Genomic DNA, 18,302 nt, shown 5'->3' with positions numbered 1-18,302 from the left:
CGATAAATGGGCGGGGTAGTCTGTAGCCATGGCAAAGGGCAGAATTCCGGACAGTGATATCCAAGCTATCCGTGAACGCGCGCCTTTAGAAGAAATTGTAGGCGAATATGTGCAGCTCAAACCAGCAGGGCATGATTCTTTGAAGGGCTTGAGCCCTTTCAAGGATGAAAAGACACCGTCCTTCCACGTCCGCCCGCAGCGCGGTTATTATCACTGTTTTTCCACCGGAAAAGGCGGCGATGTATTCAGCTTCCTAATGGAAATGGAACAGGTCTCTTTTCCGGAGGCCGTGGAAGCCGTAGCGCAGAAGATCGGCTACCACATTAATTACCAGGGCGGCTCGACCGGTGCCCGCAATGAGAAGCCGGGTACTCGGCAGCGGCTAATCGCTGCGAATAAGGCGGTGCACGAGTTCTACCGGAAGCAGCTGGAAACCCCGGAGGCGGCAACGGCGCGCAATTTTTTGCTGGACCGCGGGTTTAGCCGCGAGGTTATTTATGATTTCGAGTGCGGATACGCCCCAGAAGGTTGGGACACCGCCACAAAGCACCTGTTGCGCATGGGGTTTTCCTTTGAAGAGCTAGAGGCGGCCGGCATTTCCAAGATGGGCAAGCGCGGTCCCATTGACCGTTTTCACCGCCGGTTGCTGTGGCCCATTAAGGATCTTTCCGGCAACGTCATTGGCTTTGGCGCGCGCAAGCTCTTTGATGATGACAAGCTGGGCAAGTACATGAATACGTCCGAGACCATGCTTTATCACAAGTCCAAGGTGCTCTTTGGGCTGGATTTGGCCAAGCGCAATATCGCAGAAGGACACCAAGCTGTGGTGGTGGAAGGCTATACGGATGTGATGGCCATGTACGCGGCAGGCATTAAGACTGCCGTGGCCTCATGCGGTACGGCCTTTGGTGGGGAGCACCTGCAGGTGCTGCGCCGGCTCATGCTGGATGATTCCTATTTCCACGGCGAGCTCATCTACACCTTCGATGGTGATGAGGCGGGACAGAAGGCCGCGATGCGTGCCTTTGACGGGGAGCAGAAATTTACCGGACAATCCTTCGTCTCTGTGGCGCCAGACGGCATGGACCCGTGCGATCTGCGCCTTGAAAAGGGCGATGCCGCGGTGCGCGATCTGGTGGCAGACCGCATCCCCATGTTTGAATTCGTCATTCAGTCGGTTATTGCTGATTTCCGGATTGATACTGCCGAAGGCCGCTTGCAGGCTTTGCGGCGGGCGGTGCCCATCGTCGCGCAAATCCGGGACCAGCCCCTGCAGCGCGAGTACGCCCGCCGGCTTGCCGGCTGGGTGGGCTGGAACGATCCGGAAGAGGTGCTCCGCCAAGTGCGCGCGGAGGCGAAGAAACCGAAGAAGGCGGATAAGCCGACGATACGCCGCTTTGATAATGCACAGCCGCAGCCGGCGCAGCAGGATGTGCCCATGATCCATCCGCCCAGCCCGAAGGAGACCCATCTGTGGCCGCAGCGGGAGGCGCTAAAGTTGGCCTTGCAGATGCCGGAGGTAGTTGGCTCGTACTTTGATGGCATTACTGCCGATGCCTACACCAACGACGCCTACCGCATTGTCCGGCAGGCGATTTCCGCAGTGGGCGGGGCAGACAAGGGCGCCACTATGTCCGGGGTGGATTGGATTGCCGCCGTTGCTGGGGAAATGCAGGATCTGACGGGAAGGAATTTCGTCTCCGAGCTGGCAGTCGAGGCCATCCTGCCCACGGACGTAGGCGCAGAAAAATATGCGGATTCCGTACTCTCGCGGCTGCAGGAAACCGTCGTGGGCGATCAGATTGCACAGCTGAAAGCCCAGTTGGGCCGGATGCGGCCTACCGATGATGAGGCCGGCTATAACTCCCTGTTCGCGGACCTCATTGCCTTGGAGCAGGCCCGCCGCGAGTTAAATGACCGCGCCTTTCGCGGTACGCCAGGTATATAAAATCCCCGGGCAGGCACTCGAGCGCTAGTTCAGGTGCTGCGCGGGGAAGGGCTAACGGGGAAAGGTTTTAATCCTCATCGGGTTCATAAATCCGGTCTGCCTGTGGAGCCTGGTTCCCGCGAGCCTTGCCTTTGCCCCGGCGCTTTTCGGAAAGGTCGTGGATTTCGCGCATGCGTGGCTCGGGATCCAGGCGGTTGGCTACCATCTTGCGCGCGGAACGCACCGCGGATTTGGTGGCGGGGGAGTTGACGGTCTTTTGGTAGGCGCTTTTCATTTGGTGGTAGCGCTTGCGGCCCGCTTTGGTGCCAAATACGTACCCTGCGGCGGCGCCGAAGACGAATTGGATCATTATTGACTAATTCCCCTTTATCCTATGCGAGCAAAAGTTCCTCTCTAGCTTACCGCGTAAGTACGGTTTCGCGCCGAAACCGCCCGCTGGAAGTGCCTTCCTGTTTTCATCGGCGCCCATTCGCGCTAGATTGAGTTAATGATTCTTCATCAGCAGCGAGATTCGGCCATGGCCGCCGCGGTGGCATTTGCTGCACTCGCCACGGCGGGCTTGTCCGCGTCTGGTGCCGAACCGTCCGAGGAAACATGGTTCTGGGTGGAGTAGGCAGGGAGGCATCGATTAGCTTGAGCGGTCATATAACTATTTGTTTAAAAAAGCGCTGAGAAAGGTTAGCGCGCAGTTCATATTTCCTTAACGTTAGCTGGTTAGTGTGCAGAGGAAATCACTTCTAGCTGAAAGTTGCGTTATATGACCCGTATTTTCAATCGTGGTGTTTCGCGTCGAGTACTTGCTCTCGGAGCGGCCGCCAGCTTCACCGTTGCTTCCTTTGCACCCGCTGCGCAGGCGGGTGAGCTTTCGTCCAAGGTGCCGCAGGTACAGGGATCTAGCAGTGGATCCAGTATCGGCCCCTCTCCAGTGCAGCACCCAGGCGCGCCGGTTCCTCAGCCCTTTGGTGTGGACTATCTGGCAGGCTTTGAATCCGATATTTCGTCCTACCAATTTGGCAACTATTGGCAGGTTGTCCGCGAGTTTGACCAGATTAAGCACCAGCCTGAGGTCCTTGAAGAAAACATGGATAAGGTAGTGGCCATTAACAATGCGGCTGCCGATGACCCTGAGCTGATCGCCCGTGCGCAATCCGATGCCAAGGCAAGCTCCGGTGGGATGCTCGAGGCCATTTCTGACTCCATGGGGGAGAGCCTAGGCGGCGCATTCCGCGAGGCCTTGGCAGAGCATCGACTGCCAAAGACTCAGTACCTGCTGGGCAATGGCTACGCCGCCCGTGCTGGTGGACTGGCTAGCTCCACCTTCGCAGAAAAGTACTACTTCCGCTATGACCGCCCATTCGTGCAGGCACCCGATGCTATTAACCGCTACGAAGACGAGTCGAAGGATCTCTATTCCACTTCGCCGGCTTTCCCTTCTGGGCACACTAACCAGGCAACGTGGATCACCACTTTGATGGCTTCTATGCTTCCGGAGGTAGGCCCGCAACTAATGCTGCGCGGCGCCGAAGCAGGAAACCACCGCGTCGTACTGGGTGTGCACTACCCATTGGACGTCATTGGTGGACGCATGACCGGTCAAGCTGCGGCGGCGGATCGCTTGAACGATGACCGCATGCGCGATGCATTGCAGCAGGCTGCGCAGGAAATTCGTGAAGAGATTCAGTGGCGTACGGGCAAATCTGTAGAAGAACTCGTCGCACAAGATAGGGCCGATGGTAAGGAATACCGATCCACTACAGATGCTGTAGACGAATACACGGATTTCTTGGATTATGATTTCACTCCAAGCAATCCGACGGATGCGTCGATGGTTGTGCCGCAGGCCGCCCCGGTACTCCTCGCCGCTTCCCACCCGGACCTGACTCCGGAACAGCGCGCCGAGGTGCTACGCCAGACCGCACGCCCTGCCGGCAATCCATTGGATTGGCAAGGCAAGGACGGCTCCTGGCAGCGGCTTAACGTTGCCCGTGCCATGGCGGCGCAAGTCAACGTCAATGCAGATGGCAGCGTGAGCGTCCAAGGCTAGCTTGGTCGCCCGCCCCGAAACCGCCTAGGCCCTCACTGCGAGGACTAGGCGGTTTCGATTATGGCGGCAAGGCCCTGGCCGCCGCCGATGCACATCGTAACCAGCGCGCGCTTGCCGCCGGTGCGGCGCAGGTGGTGCGCGGCGGTAACCACGATGCGGGCACCGGTCGCTCCCACTGGGTGGCCCAGCGAGATGCCGGAGCCATTGGGGTTCAAGCGAGGATCTTCGGGGGAAATACCCCACTGATCTAGTACCGCGAGGGCTTGGGCGGCAAAGGCCTCATTGAGCTCGATGAGATCGAGGTCATCGAAGGTGAGATCGAGGCGGTCCATGACCTTGCGGGTTGCCTCAACCGGTGCGATGCCCATGCGCTCTGGCTCCACGCCGGCAAGCGCCCAACCCTTCAAGACCACCATCGGCTCGAGACCAAGCTCGTCGGCCTTGTCACGGGTGGTAACGAGGACGGCGGCGGCGCCGTCGTTTTGACCGGAGGCGTTACCCGCGGTCACCGTGGCCTCGTCGTCCTGCTTGCCCATCACCGGGCGGAGCTTGGATAGCTTTTCCACGCTGGAATCAGCGCGCACGTGTTCATCCTTGTCCACGATGATGGGATCACCCTTGCGCTGGGGGACGGAGACGGGGACGATTTCGGTATCGAAAAGCGCCTGCTCCTGCGCGCGGGCAGCGTTGTGGTGGGAACGCACCGCAAGCTCATCCTGATCCTTGCGCGACAGGGAACGCTCGCGGCGGAGGTTTTCGGCGGTTTCGATCATGCCGCTGGGGATGGGGTGGTTTTTACCACCGGCGGTTTCGCGGGCCTCCTGGAGGCGATCGCGAAAGACCATGTTTCCGCCCTTCGCACCCCAGCGAATATCGCCGTCCACGGTGTACTCGGTGCGCGACATGGATTCGGCACCGCCGGCGATGACCACCTCGGCCGCGCCGGTGGCGACGTGGGCGGCGGCGGTGACGATGGCTTGCAGGCCGGAGCCGCAGCGGCGGTCGAGCTGCATGCCGGTCACGGAGACGGGGAGGCCGGCATCGAGGGCGGCGACTCGGCCCAAGGCAGGCGCAGCGCCGTTCGGGGAGGCTTGGCCGAGAATGATGTCATCGATGATGTTCGGGTCGATGCCGGATTCTTCCACGATGGTGGATACCACCAGGCTGGCCAGATCCTGGACGGGGACGGATTTGAGCGCGCCGCCGTAGCGGCCGACTGGGGTGCGCTTGGGGTAGCACAGGACAACGTCTTGAGTATGCATGGATTCTCCTTAGGAAATTTCGGTGGTAGTGAGATCGTGGGAAATGGCCGCGCAGGTAGTGAGGAGCTCGGGGAGGAGCTGCGCGGTGAGATCTTGGGTGGAATACACGGAGGTCTGGGTGGAAATATTGATGGCCGCCACAGCGCGCCCGGTGCGATCCCGGATGGGAACGGCGATGGAGCGCAGGCCTATTTCTAGCTCTTGGTCCACGATGACCCAGCCGCGCCGTCGGACCTCGCCGAGGCGGGCCCGCAGTGCATCCTGGGATACCAGGGTATGCGGGGTGACCTGCTCGAGCGGAGCGGTGGTGGCGAAGTACTCATCCAGCTCCGCCGGCGTTAAATCGGCGAGCAGCACCTGGCCCATGGACGTGGCGTGCGCCGGGAAGCGCGTACCGATGGTGATATTGGTGGACATAATGCGGTGAGCGGCGGCGCGGGCGATATAGACCACGGTGTCGCGGTCGAGCACGCTCACGGAGCAGGACTCATCGAGTTTGGTGGATAACTCCCTCAAATGGGGCTGGGAAATATCCGGCAGTCCCAAGCTCGATAGATAGGAGTAGCCCAGTTCCAAAACGCGCGGGGTGAGCCAAAAATCCGAGCCATCGGTGCGGGCGTATCCTTCCGCGACAAGCGTGTGTAAAAAGCGACGTGCGGTGGCGCGCGCTAGGCCTGTGACCTCGGCAACCTGGGCCAGTGTTTGCCGCGGGCGTTCGCCATTAAACGAGTGAATGACATTGAGTCCGCGGGCTAATGATTGCACTACGGGGGTATCTGCCACGGTGTGTCCTCCAAGCTATTTTTAGGGTTAAGTGTCCCAGGTCTCTTCAGTGTACCCGATCGTGTTCGCATTCTGAACCCTTGTGCTGTCTGTGAACCGCACGTAGTCTAAGGCCCATGTTGAATAAAGTCATAGCCTCAGTAGAGGAGGCCGTCGCGGATATCCCGGACGGTTCCTCCATCGCGGTGGGCGGATTCGGCCTTGTGGGTATTCCAGCGCAACTCATTGCCGCGCTGCGTTCCCAAGGCGCGAGCGAGCTCACCATCATTTCCAATAACCTCGGTACGGATGATTTCGGCCTTGGCCTACTACTCAAGGATCACCGCATCGCCCGCTCCATTGGTTCCTACCTGGGAACCAATAAGGAATACGCGCGCCAGTACCTCGAGGGCGAGCTTACCGTCGAATTTACCCCGCAGGGCACCCTGGCAGAGCGCATGCGCGCCGGTGGCGCGGGCATTCCGGCCTTCTACACCAAGGCTGGCGTGGGCACGCCGCTTGCCGATGGCGATATCCCCACCCGCTACAACCCCGACGGCACCATCGCGGAGACCTCCGCACCGAAGGAAACCCGCGAGTTCAACGGCGAGCTCTACGTCATGGAAGAAGCCCTTACCCCGGACTTCGCCTTCGTCCATGCCGCCCGCGCGGACCGCTTTGGCAACCTTGCCTTTAATAAGACCGCGCAGAACTTCAACCCCGATGCGGCCAAGTCCGCCGATGTCACCATCGTGCAAGCGGAGCAGCTGGTTGAAGCGGTTCCGCCCGCAGAGGTGGATGTGCCCGGAATCTACGTGGACCGCGTAGTGGAAGTGGGCAAACAAGAAACCGGAATCGAATTCAGGACGGTGAGCAAGTAATGACCTGGTCACGCGAAGAAATGGCGGCACGCGCCGCACAAGAACTGGACAATGGTGACTACGTCAACCTGGGCATCGGCATGCCGACGCTCATCCCGGGCTACCTGCCAGAGGGCCGCGAGGTGGTCCTGCATTCTGAGAACGGAATCCTGGGCGTTGGTGCCTACCCTGAAGAGGACAAGGTTGATCCGGAGCTCATCAATGCCGGTAAAGAAACCATTACCGAGGCCCCAGGTGCATCCTTCTTCTCCTCGTCCGAGTCCTTTGCCATGATCCGCTCCCGCGCCATTGACGTCGCGGTGCTCGGTGCCATGGAGGTATCCCAGTTCGGCGACCTGGCCAACTGGATGATTCCCGGCAAGATGGTCAAGGGCATGGGCGGTGCGATGGATTTGGTGCACGGCGCCAAGCGCATCGTGGTGATGATGCAGCACGTATCCAAGCACGGCGATTCCAAGATTCTGGCAGAGTGCCAGCTGCCGCTGACCGGCGCTCGCTGTGTGGATCTGATTATCACCGACCGCGCTGTATTCACCGTGGACGAGCTGGAGGGCCTGACGCTTATCGAGGTCGCCGAGGGTGAAACCGAGGAGTCCATCCGTGAGGTCACGGACGCACCCTTTAAGGTAGCGCTCGATTAATTAGTTGTGGACGTGAAAATCGCCGCTTCCCGGGAGAGACTGGGAAGCGGCGATTTAGTGTTTCGCGGGTGGATTAGACATCGCGCAGGTCCACGCCCTTGGTTTCAGGCAGAATGTACATGCTGATAAGCGTCAGGATGCACAGTGCGACGACGTAGAAGCCAGAAGCCCAGGTAAGGCCGTGGGCTACGAACCACTGGTAGATATACGGTGCGGTACCGCCGAAGACGGCAACGGACAGCGAATAGGCCAGGCCGATGCTGCGGGTGCGCTGGGCGGTGGGGAAGACCTCGGACATGATGGAGGACAACAGCGCGCCGCCGGCGGCAACGATGACCACACCGACGGTGGAGGCCACCAGCAGGGTCCATGGGCGATCATCGATGAAGTTCATCAGTGGGATCTGCAGGATGGCTAGGCCGATGGCGCAGATGTAGATCACTGGCTTGCGGCCGATTTTATCGGACAGGCTGCCCCACAGCGGTAGGGCAATGAGACCGGCGGTCTGTGCGGCCACGGTGACCCAATAAGCACCCTGAATGGACATCCCCTCGTGGCTAATGGCGTAGGTGGAAACATAGGAGGTCCACGTGTAGTGCGAGGCCGTAACGCCGGAGACCATACCCACGACGAGCAAGATATTCTGCCACGCCGGGCGGACAACAGAGGCAGGCTTTTCCGAGTTCACGGACTTCTTGGTGCGCTTCGGAGCCTCAACGGTGGGCTCGGCGCTATCGATTTCCTGGAAGTGATCCGATTCCTTCATGTGGCGGCACAGGTACAACGCAACCAACGCTGCGGCGGCACCCAGGAGGAACGGAATGCGCCAGCCCCAAGCGCCAATCTGCTCGTCCGTCAGGACCAGTGAAATGCCGCCACCCAAGACGTAGGCGATGACCGAGCCGCCGAAGATGGAGACATAGACCATGGAACCCCAGCGGCCGCGGTGGGCGTTCGGGGCGATCTCAGGGATGTAGCTATTGGCAGCTGCGGATTCACCACCGTGTGCAAACCCCTGTAGCACGCGGATGAAGAGCAGGCCGACGGAGGCCCAGATACCAATGGATTCGTAGGTGGGCAGCAAGCCGATGAGGACCGAGGCGCTAGCCATCATGATGATGGTGGTCATCAAGACGGTCTTGCGGCCGCGCTGGTCGGCGATGTGGCCAAAGACGATGCCGCCCAGCGGGCGGACCAAGAAGCCGACGGCGAAGACACCGAAGGTGGCAAGCAGTGCGGAGGCGTTATCGCCCTTGTCGAACATCGCCGCGGCGATGAACGGGGCGAAGACCGCATAGGAGCTCCACTCGTACCATTCCAGGACCTGGCCGGTCAGGCTGGCTGCGAGGGATTTGCGGTCTGTTTTTGTCGCGCCCGATGACTTAGTGGGCGTGGGGCTCGGCGGGGCGGTAGAAGTCATTGTTCCTCCTAGGTATGGGTCCGAAATGTTGAGAAGGATATTACGCACATCACACTTCGCTTAGACCGCGATGTAGGCCACGAAAGCGGCAGCGCTACAGGGGCTGATTTGGTTACCGACTAGAAAGTGCATGTCGTCCACCACTTTTCAGGGGGAATGCCCATAAAAACTCGCTGTTCACTAAGTGAACGGTAGTGCGCACTGTGACCCCGTATAGGGGTATTTGTATAAATTCTTTGCCGTGACGAGCTTGGAATTCGTAGGAAAAGGTCATTTTTGGCCGGAATTCCGGCGCTGAAAATTTAGGTGTGGTGTAGCGTGTGAGCCACGACACGGAAGGTTCTCGAAGAGTCTTGAACCACCAAAGTGAACCATCACTGTGAACCAACCGAGTCTTTCCGGAGCCACACCCTAAGGAGGGATTTATGACTGCTCTTAGTCCCGAGGAACTAAGCACAGAAGGCCTCGCCGAAATCATGGCCGCGGGCGGACGCCCGGCCGATAGCGAGCGCAAGATCAACATCATCGATACCACCCTGCGTGATGCGCACCAGAGCATCTGGGCCACCCGCATGACCACGAGTCACATCCTGTCGCTGTTGGATGACATCACCAACGCCGGTTTCGAGCACGTGGACTTGGTAGCGCCCATCCAGTTCGACGTGTCCGTGCGCTACCTCAAGGAAGACCCGTGGGAGCGCGTTCGCCTCGTACACGAGAACGCCGCGCCGGGCACCAAGTTCCGCGCCCTGATTCGTTCCAAGAACCTGGCCTCCTTTGACTTCCTGCCGGATGACGCCATCTTGAACTGGACCGAGCGTCTCTACGCCAATGGCTTCCGTGTGATCGGTTCCTTCGATGGCTTGAATGACATCGACAACATCGACCAGGGCCTCAAGCTGGCTAAGGAACTCGGTGCCGAAACCTTCGGCGCATTGTCCTACTGCTTGAGCCCCGTACACACCGATGACCTGTACAAGCGAAAGGCCACGGAGCTGCTCGAGCGCACCGATGTGGACCGCATCATGCTAAAAGACGCCGGCGGCCTGCTTACTCCGGATCGTTTGAAGACCCTCATCCCGGCGATCCGCAGCTCCATCGGTGACGTCCCGCTCGAGGTACACACCCACTCGCTGACCGGACTGTCCCCGCTGACCTACCTCTACGCTGCAGAATTGGGCGTGGACTCCATCCACACCTCCATCGCCCCGCTGGCCAATGGCCCGGGACAGCCGGCCACCCAGGCCGTAGTGCGCGATCTTCGCGCACTGGGCTACACGGTGGACGTTGACGATGAGCGCATCGATTCCGCCAGCGAGCGCATTCAGGAAATCGCCGATACGGAAGATAAGCCAGTTGGCGTTCCGCGCGCATTCGATGGCCTGCACTACATGCACCAGCTGCCCGGCGGCATGCTCACCAACTTCGAATCCCAGCTGGAAACCGCTGGGTTGGGTGACCGCTTCGAAGAGCTGCTGTACGAGGTCGCACGCGTGCGCGAAGAGCTCGCATACCCCATTATGATTACGCCGTTCGCCCAGTTCGTAGGAACCCAGGCCGTCATGAATGTGACGACGGGTGACCGATACTCCGTGGTCCCGAACGAGATTAAAAAGTACGCCTTGGGCTACTATGGCGAGCCGCTCGCCCCGCTGGACCCAGACGTGCTGGAGAAGATTATGGCCAACGGTTCCTCCGAAATTACGGAGGAAATCCCAGAGCTCAAGCCGGTTCTGCCGGACCTGAAGAAGGCCCACCCGGACGAGGACATCGACACCCTGTTGCTGCGCGTGATGTTCGCCGGCAGCCAGGTCGATGAAATGAAGCGCTTCGTGGCCGAAGGCCGCGGCGGCGAGGGCGAAGGCGTCAAGGGCGGCGTCCTTACCTCCCTGGTACAGCAAATCTACGACTCTTCCGATACCACCGACTTCCACCTCAAGACTTCCGATTTGGAAATCAACCTCACCAAAGGAGAAAAGTAACCATGACTGATTCCACCAACTTGCACGACCTGAAGTCCCTGCTGAAGTGGGCCAACCTGTCTGATGACATCCAAGAGCTGCAGATCAAGTACGGCGACGTCGAGCTCGCGATGTCCCGCACCCCAGGCGGCCTGAACCGCCCGGCACCGGCTCCGGAAGCCGCTCCGGCCGCAGCTCCAGCTGCCGCACCAGCACAGGACGCAGCCCCAGAGGCCGCCCCAGCCCCAGCCGCTGAGCCAGAGTCCAAGCCTGCTCCGGCGCAGGAGGAAGCTCCGAAGGAAGAGGCAAAGGCCTCCGGTTCCGGTGAGCCGTCCGCAGAAGGCGAGACCGTGAAGGCTCCCATGGTCGGTACCTTCTACGCCGCTCCGAAGCCTGGCGCAGATCCGTTCGTCAAGGTGGGCGACGAGGTTGAGGTTGGCCAGGTGCTGTGCATCGTCGAGGTTATGAAGCTGATGAACAACATCGAGTCCAAGGTTGCTGGCACCGTGAAGGAAATCCTTGTAGATAACGAGGACGCCGTGGAGCACGGCCAGCCCATCATGGTCATCCAGCCGAAGTAATCGACCTGGAGGAAAATATGTCAGATCTACTAGGTAGCGTGCTCATCGCTAACCGCGGTGAGATTGCGCTTCGCATCATTCGCGCCTGCAAGGAATTGGGCATCAAGTCCATCCTTACTTATTCCGAAGGCGATAAGGACTCCTTGCCGGTAAAACTCGCTGATCAAGCAGTGTGCATCGGCCCGGCGAATGTTTCCAAGAGCTACAACAGTCCCGAGCTGGTCATCTCCGCAGCCATGGCGTACAAGGCAGATGCCATTCACCCGGGCTACGGCTTCTTGTCCGAAAAGCCGGACTTTGTCCGCATGGTGGAAGAAGAAGAGATCGGCTTTGTTGGCCCTTCGGCTGAGCACATTGGCTTGATGGGTGACAAGATCGCGGCTAAGCGCATCGCCAAGTCCGCCGGTGTTCCCACCGTTCCGGGCTCCGACGGCGTGGTCACCGAGTTCGACGAAGCGCTTGAGGTTGCCCATAACACCGGCTTCCCGCTGCTGATTAAGGCGGCCGCCGGTGGTGGTGGACGCGGTATGCGCGTCGTGGAATCCGAGGACACGCTGGAAAAGGACCTCAACGAGATCATGAATGAGGCTGAGTCCGCGTTCAATGACCCGTCGGTCTACATCGAGCGTTTCTTGACGGATATCCGCCACATTGAGATCCAGGTGCTGGCCGATGGCGAAAACGCCGTCGCCCTGGGCGAGCGCGACTGCACCTCGCAGCGCCGCAACCAGAAGCTCATTGAGGAAGGCCCTTCGCCGGTGTTGACCGATGAGCTGCGCCAGGAGATGCAGGAAGCCGCGATTAACCTGTGTAAAGAGGTGAAGTACAAGAACGCCGGAACCATCGAGTTCGTCTTCGATAACACCGAAGATAAGTTCTACTTCATCGAGATGAACACCCGCATCCAGGTGGAGCACCCGGTTACGGAGATGATCACCGGTGTGGACCTCATCAAGGAGCAGCTGCGCATTGCCTCCGGGCAGAAGCTATCCATCACCCAGGATGATGTGGAGATTCGTGGCCACGCCATCGAGTGCCGCATCAACGCCGAGGATCCGAACCAGAACTTCGCGCCGCGGCCGGGCAAGATCGAGCACTACCGCGTGCCAGGTGGCTTCGGTGTGCGCATGGATACCCACATCGAAACGGGCTACACCATCCCGCCGTTCTATGACTCCATGGTGGGCAAGCTCATCGTATGGGCAGAAGACCGTGATGAGGCCATTACCCGCATGCTGCGCGCCATCGACGAGCTGCAGGTAGAAGGCGTTGTTACCACGGCGCCATTCCAGGCCATGCTGTTGGACAGTGAAAAGTTCCGCAGTGGCGAGTTCAACACTGGTTACGTTGCCAAGTTGCTGGAAGGCACCGACTCGATCCCTACGGATGACTAAACTCGGCTCCTTCTAGCGAGAGAGTGCAGGTTCCGCTTTTGCCGGCCTGCACTTTTTTGCATTTTAAGCCTCTAAAATTACATCTCTATTTAACGCCTGGTTCCAGGCTTTGCTTAGACCTAAACCTGTGGGGGAAGGAAAAACAATGTTGGTTATTGCCGCCATGCTGGTCGGCGCCATCGTGCCGGCGCAAACGGCCATTAATACACGACTGCGCGAGTCCGTGGGCTCGCCCATCGCCGCCGGGTTCTTCTCCTTCATTATCGGCTTTGCCGTCTCCGCCATCCTTGCGCTGATAGTCACCGGTGACGCGATACCGGACCTGGCGCTGGCGGCCGCGCAACCGTGGTGGGTGTGGCTCGGCGGCTTTATGGGCGTGGCCTTCATCGTGGGAAATATCCTGCTCTTCCCGCGCATCGGCAGCGTAGAAACCGTCATCCTTCCCATCCTGGGACAGGTGACGATGGGCCTTATTTATGATCTGACCGGCCTTTTCGAATCCCCCTTGGTTCCCGTCGGCCCGCTGCGCATCCTCGGCGCCCTCATCGTGGTGGGCGGCATCGCCTTGGTGCTAGAAATCGGCCGGGGCGCTGCCACCACGCGCGCGCAAGCCACCGGGCTTTCGCTGTGGCTGTGGCGGGTCTTCGGCGTGCTCATCGGCATGGGCTCTGCCACCCAAACCGCCGTCAACGGCTACCTGGGAGGCGCGTTGCACAGCCCCATGCCCGCCAGCGTCATTTCCCTGGGCGTCGGCGTGATCCTGTTGGCCCTGCTCACCCTGGGCTGGAAGGCACCCCGCCGTGCCCTTTTGAGCGGTATCGCCCCTGGGCCCTGGTGGATGTGGCTCGGCGGTGTGCTCGGCGCGCTTTTTGTGGTTGGTGGAGCGACGCTTTCGCCCATGATCGGCACTGGCACGACGGTCATCGGCTCGCTGGTGGGCTCAATCATTTGCGGCCAGGTCATTGAATCGCTGGGCTGGGGCAATGCCAAGCGCGGCCTGCCGCCGGTCCACCGCATCATCGGCCTGGTCTTGGTCATCATCGGCGTGATTATGGTGCGCGCCCTTTAGGGCTGTGCCGCGCTTGCCGATACCCCCTTTATTCCCCTTCGCTCCCACTCCCGGCTGGGACCGGAGCGAAGGGTTATTGCCGCCAGCGCTCTAAGGTGAGCTTGGGGCTTAGTGCTCGGGAGACGCATGGCGCGAAGGCGCCCTCGGCATACATTTGCGCGTCATAGACGGAATCCCGGTGGTCTGGCTCGCCGTCAACCACGCGCATCAGGCAGGTGCTGCACGTTCCTTCCAGGCAGCGCGATTTTACGGGCAGATCGAGATCCTCGAGGACCTCTAGGACCGTCTTATTCTCTGGGATTTCTACCGTCTCTCCGCAAAATTCTACTTCGAACGGACCGTCGCCGGCCCCGGCGTTTTTCTCACCGGATAGCGCTTGTAGATCGGGGTGGAAGTTCTCCCAGTGAAAGGCGTGCTCGGGCAGGTAGTCGAGTGCGATTTCTTTGGCGGAATCCATAAATCCTTGCGGACCGCAGACATAAAAGGCCGTCTCCTTTGGCGCCTGGCCCAGCAGGTGCCGGTAGATATCTGCTTGCTTCTCGCGCGGGCGGCCAAAGACCTCGATGAGTTTATCGCCGCAGGTTTCGCGCAATTGCTCGAGCAGCACCGCGTGGTGGCTATCGCGCGCGAAAAAGAGCACTATATACGGTTTGTTCTCGCGCTCGAGGGATTGGGCCATAGAGAGCATAGGGGTAATGCCCACTCCGGCGCCGACCAAGACGTAGTAGCCGGCGTCTGCCACGAGCTCGAAGTTATTAAATGCCTGCGAGATCTTAAAACTATCCCCGTGGCGCAGTTTGAGCATCGCAATCGAGCCACCCGTGGAGTTTTCCTCGCGCTTTACCGCGACGCCATACGTTGGCCGTTCCTGTTGGCCGGCAGGAGGGGAGGAGATGCCGGTCAGCTCAAAAACCGAGTACTGGCGGGTAAGCATCTCACCGTTGGCTCCCGGGAGGGTGATATCGACGTGGCAGCCGGGGGAGTAATCCGCGAGCGGAGCATCACCGTCCAGTGAAAACGCGATGACCGAAAGGTCATCGGCTACGGCGGTGACGTTGTGCACCGTGGCGGTGGTGGAGGGGACATCGGCAAGCTGGGGCGCGGGTTGAGAAGGAGAAGTAGGCATAGGGGTGAATAGACCTCACTTTCGTGACTGTAGTTCAGTGCCAATTCACTGCATGTAATGCACATCATGGTACAGCCTGGAGCGAGATACAGGTTACAAATGCGTTCGCATAGCGGACAGATGTACGGCTGGTACACCTATATGGGGTGAGCAGGCAGAAGGTTTGCAAAATCTGCCAAGATGGCCATTTTTGCTATTTGCGCAGGAGGGGATAGGTGCTGTGAAGGCGGGCGTAGTAGCGGCGTTGGCGGCCAGAAATTTCCCAGAAAATTGGATTCAAAATTCATTGCGGTCGCGAGCAAAGTCTCTATAGGCTTACGGGCACAGCTAAATGGTGAACTACGCCACATAAACAGGAAACGTGTGTGGTGTGGCACCAAGATTGGAAAGGTTGTTTACTCCCCATGACTGCTCCTACTGATACTCGGACTGAACCTAAGGTTCTGCCCATGTCCGATAATCCCTATGAGGATTTCCGCTACTTCTACCGCGATGGCATGGACCTGCGCCCGGCGCCGAAGCGCCGCGTGGACAAACCCGGCTGGTCCACCCTGCGCCACAATATTTTTGACCACTGGCACACCGTTCATGACGAGTGGGAAGGCTACGACACCCAGCAGACTCGTTTGCTCGATGATCACATGTGGCAAACTGATGAACTGGGTGCCGCGTTAGCAGAATCTTTCCGCCGCGATGGTGCCAAGGAATCGCGCACAAAGTTCGAGCAGGCGCTGAATGGAGGAATCGAGACCGTCGAGGACCCATCGCCGGAATTGGTGGCTTTCTTCGAGCAGGTCGATAACATCCCAGACTGGATCGACCTTGAAGCCGCCGAGCGCGGGCGCGTTGCCTACTACAACGCCACCCCGAGCGCGGACCTTCTCACCTTCAACTTTGGCTATTGGGCCACCACCATGGAAGACCGCACCTCTGCGGCCACCGGTGAGACGGGCATGTTTGAGTTCAAGGCCATGCAGCGCGCGCTGGAGACCTCCAAGTTCTTCGTGGACTTGGGCAAACAGGACGTATTCGACCGCTTTGGCGAAGGCCGCAAGGCCGCAGTCCACGTCCGCCTGCTGCACGCCCAGGCTAACCGCGGGCTGGAAAAGCTTTGGGGCAAGGAGCACTACAACGAATTCGGCCGGCCGATTGGCTCTAGCTTTTTGGTCTCCGGTGAAGGCTGGTTCGCGCTCATGCCGCTGGCCATCGACGAGCTTTTCGGGCGCCCGCACTCCGGCCAGGACTGGGACGATGTCGCCCAATACTGGGCATATGTGCTGTACATGATGGGCGGCGAAGAACGCATCATCCCCAAGACCGGCGATGAAATGCGCAAGATGACCGATTTCATTTACGCAAACGGCGGGCGCTCTTCCACGTACCACCAGCGGGTGGCCACGGCACTGATGTCCATCGTGGAGCAGATGAACCCGGACCTTCCGCTGGAAATGTTGGGTTCGCTGGCAACGCTAGTGGGAGAAGAAGACACCAAGTTCATGGTGGAAGGAACCCGCTGGGCCGATATGGACTTTTCTCAGGCAGCCAAAGACTTTGAGGCCAAGGCGCGCGCAGAGGCAAAGGAAGCCCGCGAAGCCGATGAAAAGCCGGGCGCGGAGGAATACAAGAAGCACAACGCCGCGCAAGGGCGCCCGCTGTGGATCAATGCCTTGGAGGAAGTGCAAGAGCACATCAACAACCATGAGCCAGACGTCAAGGCCGAGTGGACCCTGCACGATGACTCCAAGGAAGCCCGCCGGAACTAGCCGCTGCGCCCCACAGCTAGTTATCAAGGCCTAATAATAAGGAAGGGAATGAAATACAATGACTGCTCCCACAGATACGTCTGAGGCTGCCAACACGTCGCAGGTGGAACCAAAGGTTCTGCCTATGTCCGATAATCCCTATGAGGATTTCCGCTACTTCTACCGCGATGGCATGGACCTGCGCCCGGCGCCGAAGCGTCGCACCGCGGCCCCAGGCTGGTCCGAGCTGCGACACAATATCTTCGATTCCTGGCACACCGTAGAAGATGAATGGTCTGGCTACGATAGCCTGCAAACCAAGCTTCTTGATGACCACATGTGGCAGACCGATGAGACCGGTGAAAAGCTGGCGCAGGCCTTCCGCCGTGATGGCGCCAAGGAATCGCGCGCCAAGTTTGAGCAGGCGCTTAACCACGGCATCGAGACGGTAGAAGACCCCGCGTCGGAGCTGGTGGACTTCTTCAAAGAGGTAGACCGCATTCCGGAGTGGCTGGATCTTGAGGCCGCAGAGCGCGGCCGTGTGGCCTATTACAACGTCACGCGCACCTCAGAGGTTCTGGCCATCGCCTTCGCATACTGGGCCACCACGATGGAGGACCGCACATCGGCGGCCACGGGCGAGACCGGCATGTTCGAGTTCAAGGCCATGCAGCGCTCCATTGAAACGGCGCAATTCTTCACTGACTTGGGCAAAAAGGACGTCTTTGACCGCTTCGGCGAAGGTCGCAAGGCCGCCGTGCGCGTGCGCTTGCTGCATTCCCAGGCCAATCGTGGCCTAGAAAAGATGTGGGGCAAGGAGCACTACAACGAATTCGGACGGCCGATTGGCTCCAGCTTCCTGGTCTCCGGTGAGGGCTGGTTCGGGATGATGCCGTTGGCCATCGACGAGCGCTTTGGCCGCCCGCACTCCGGCCAGGATTGGGACGATGTGGCCCAGTACTGGGGATACATCCTTTATATGATGGGCGCCGAAGAGCGCCTCATCCCCAAGACTGGCGATGAAATGCGCAAGATGACGGATTATATCTACGCCAATGGCGGGTATTCCTCCACCTATCACGAGCGCGTGGCCACCGCCTTAATGAGCATTCTAGAAACCATCCACCCGCTGGTTCCCAAGATGGCGCTTGGTGCGCTGACCACCATTTGCGGCGTGGAAGATACCAAGTTCATGGTTAAGGGCACGCGCTGGGAAAAGGTGAACTACAAGCCGTGGGCCATCCTGTATCGGGGTGCCGCGCGCGCAGAAGCCAAGGTTGCGCGCCTGCGGGACAAGCTGCCGGGTGCGCAAAAGGCAAAGATTAAGCGCGCCAATAAGAATAAGCCGCCATGGTCCGATGTCACCGCGGTGATCAAGGCACACATCGCGAAAAACGAGCCCGAGACCAAATCCGATTACACGCTGCACGATGACTCTAAAGAAGCTCGCAGCTAACCCATCCCCCATAAC

At 59.6% G+C, this 18,302-nt stretch carries 16 protein-coding genes; 11 read left to right on the top strand and 5 right to left on the bottom strand.

Annotated elements, in window-relative coordinates:
• Positions 1-28 precede the first annotated feature (28 nt).
• Positions 29-1,948, top strand: a complete 1,920-nt coding sequence (gene dnaG / locus ACLI1O_RS08795; RefSeq protein WP_239268593.1) for a DNA primase — start codon at positions 29-31, stop codon at positions 1,946-1,948.
• Between the two features lie 67 nt (positions 1,949-2,015).
• Here the strand turns inward: dnaG and ACLI1O_RS08790 are convergent, their stop codons facing one another.
• Positions 2,016-2,297, bottom strand: coding sequence for a hypothetical protein (locus tag ACLI1O_RS08790; RefSeq protein WP_023023385.1), 282 nt, complete (start codon positions 2,295-2,297; stop codon positions 2,016-2,018).
• Between the two features lie 138 nt (positions 2,298-2,435).
• Here ACLI1O_RS08790 and ACLI1O_RS08785 point away from each other — a divergent pair, with 138 nt between their 5' ends.
• On the top strand, positions 2,436-2,561 hold the full coding sequence (locus tag ACLI1O_RS08785) for a hypothetical protein (RefSeq protein ID WP_255716704.1): 126 nt from the start codon (positions 2,436-2,438) through the stop codon (positions 2,559-2,561).
• Positions 2,562-2,705: 144 nt separating this feature from the next.
• The gene (locus tag ACLI1O_RS08780; RefSeq protein WP_239275171.1) at positions 2,706-3,992 is read left to right on the top strand and encodes an acid phosphatase; all 1,287 of its coding nucleotides are present in this window, start codon (positions 2,706-2,708) and stop codon (positions 3,990-3,992) included.
• A 44-nt stretch (positions 3,993-4,036) separates the two neighbouring features.
• Here ACLI1O_RS08780 and ACLI1O_RS08775 read toward each other — a convergent pair whose 3' ends face one another.
• Positions 4,037-5,254, bottom strand: a complete 1,218-nt coding sequence (locus ACLI1O_RS08775; RefSeq protein ID WP_239268589.1) for an acetyl-CoA C-acetyltransferase — start codon at positions 5,252-5,254, stop codon at positions 4,037-4,039.
• 9 nt (positions 5,255-5,263) lie between these two features.
• Positions 5,264-6,037: an IclR family transcriptional regulator C-terminal domain-containing protein gene (locus tag ACLI1O_RS08770; protein ID WP_023029078.1), complete on the bottom strand. Its 774-nt coding sequence runs from the start codon at positions 6,035-6,037 to the stop codon at positions 5,264-5,266.
• Positions 6,038-6,153: 116 nt separating this feature from the next.
• Here ACLI1O_RS08770 and ACLI1O_RS08765 point away from each other — a divergent pair, with 116 nt between their 5' ends.
• Complete coding sequence (locus tag ACLI1O_RS08765; RefSeq protein ID WP_239268587.1) at positions 6,154-6,897, top strand: CoA transferase subunit A; 744 nt, start codon at positions 6,154-6,156, stop codon at positions 6,895-6,897.
• A complete protein-coding gene (locus tag ACLI1O_RS08760; protein WP_005278126.1) occupies positions 6,897-7,538 on the top strand; it encodes a 3-oxoacid CoA-transferase subunit B in 642 nt (213 codons plus the stop codon). Before ACLI1O_RS08765 ends, ACLI1O_RS08760 begins: the two co-directional genes overlap by 1 nt.
• A gap of 73 nt (positions 7,539-7,611) precedes the next feature.
• On the opposite strand, the gene ACLI1O_RS08755 is transcribed toward ACLI1O_RS08760, so the two are convergent.
• Entirely contained in the window at positions 7,612-8,958 is a 1,347-nt protein-coding gene (locus ACLI1O_RS08755) for an MFS transporter (RefSeq protein WP_239275169.1), read from the bottom strand.
• Positions 8,959-9,383: 425 nt separating this feature from the next.
• Between ACLI1O_RS08755 and ACLI1O_RS08750 the strand changes: the two genes are divergently transcribed.
• The 4 genes from ACLI1O_RS08750 (at position 9,384) to ACLI1O_RS08735 (ending at position 13,963) form a co-directional block, all read left to right on the top strand.
• Positions 9,384-10,940, top strand: coding sequence for a pyruvate carboxylase (locus ACLI1O_RS08750; protein ID WP_239268583.1), 1,557 nt, complete (start codon positions 9,384-9,386; stop codon positions 10,938-10,940).
• 2 nt (positions 10,941-10,942) lie between these two features.
• A complete protein-coding gene (gene accB, locus ACLI1O_RS08745; RefSeq protein WP_239275167.1) occupies positions 10,943-11,500 on the top strand; it encodes an acetyl-CoA carboxylase biotin carboxyl carrier protein in 558 nt (185 codons plus the stop codon).
• Between the two features lie 17 nt (positions 11,501-11,517).
• Entirely contained in the window at positions 11,518-12,894 is a 1,377-nt protein-coding gene (gene accC / locus ACLI1O_RS08740; RefSeq protein WP_005284133.1) for an acetyl-CoA carboxylase biotin carboxylase subunit, read from the top strand.
• Between the two features lie 145 nt (positions 12,895-13,039).
• Positions 13,040-13,963: a DMT family transporter gene (locus ACLI1O_RS08735; protein ID WP_239268579.1), complete on the top strand. Its 924-nt coding sequence runs from the start codon at positions 13,040-13,042 to the stop codon at positions 13,961-13,963.
• A gap of 73 nt (positions 13,964-14,036) precedes the next feature.
• Here the strand turns inward: ACLI1O_RS08735 and ACLI1O_RS08730 are convergent, their stop codons facing one another.
• Positions 14,037-15,089 (bottom strand): PDR/VanB family oxidoreductase, encoded by a 1,053-nt coding sequence (locus tag ACLI1O_RS08730; RefSeq protein ID WP_239268577.1) that lies wholly within the window; start codon positions 15,087-15,089, stop codon positions 14,037-14,039.
• 404 nt (positions 15,090-15,493) lie between these two features.
• Here ACLI1O_RS08730 and ACLI1O_RS08725 point away from each other — a divergent pair, with 404 nt between their 5' ends.
• Both ACLI1O_RS08725 and ACLI1O_RS08720 read left to right on the top strand, forming a co-directional pair.
• Positions 15,494-16,852, top strand: coding sequence for an oxygenase MpaB family protein (locus ACLI1O_RS08725; RefSeq protein WP_239268575.1), 1,359 nt, complete (start codon positions 15,494-15,496; stop codon positions 16,850-16,852).
• A 58-nt stretch (positions 16,853-16,910) separates the two neighbouring features.
• Positions 16,911-18,287, top strand: coding sequence for an oxygenase MpaB family protein (locus tag ACLI1O_RS08720; protein ID WP_239268573.1), 1,377 nt, complete (start codon positions 16,911-16,913; stop codon positions 18,285-18,287).
• Positions 18,288-18,302 lie beyond the last annotated feature (15 nt).

The organism is Corynebacterium sp. LaCa78, assembly GCF_046717505.1.
Classification (GTDB): domain Bacteria; phylum Actinomycetota; class Actinomycetes; order Mycobacteriales; family Mycobacteriaceae; genus Corynebacterium.
Note: the sequence above shows the minus strand (reverse complement) of the source record. Positions and strands in the feature narration are given on the sequence as shown.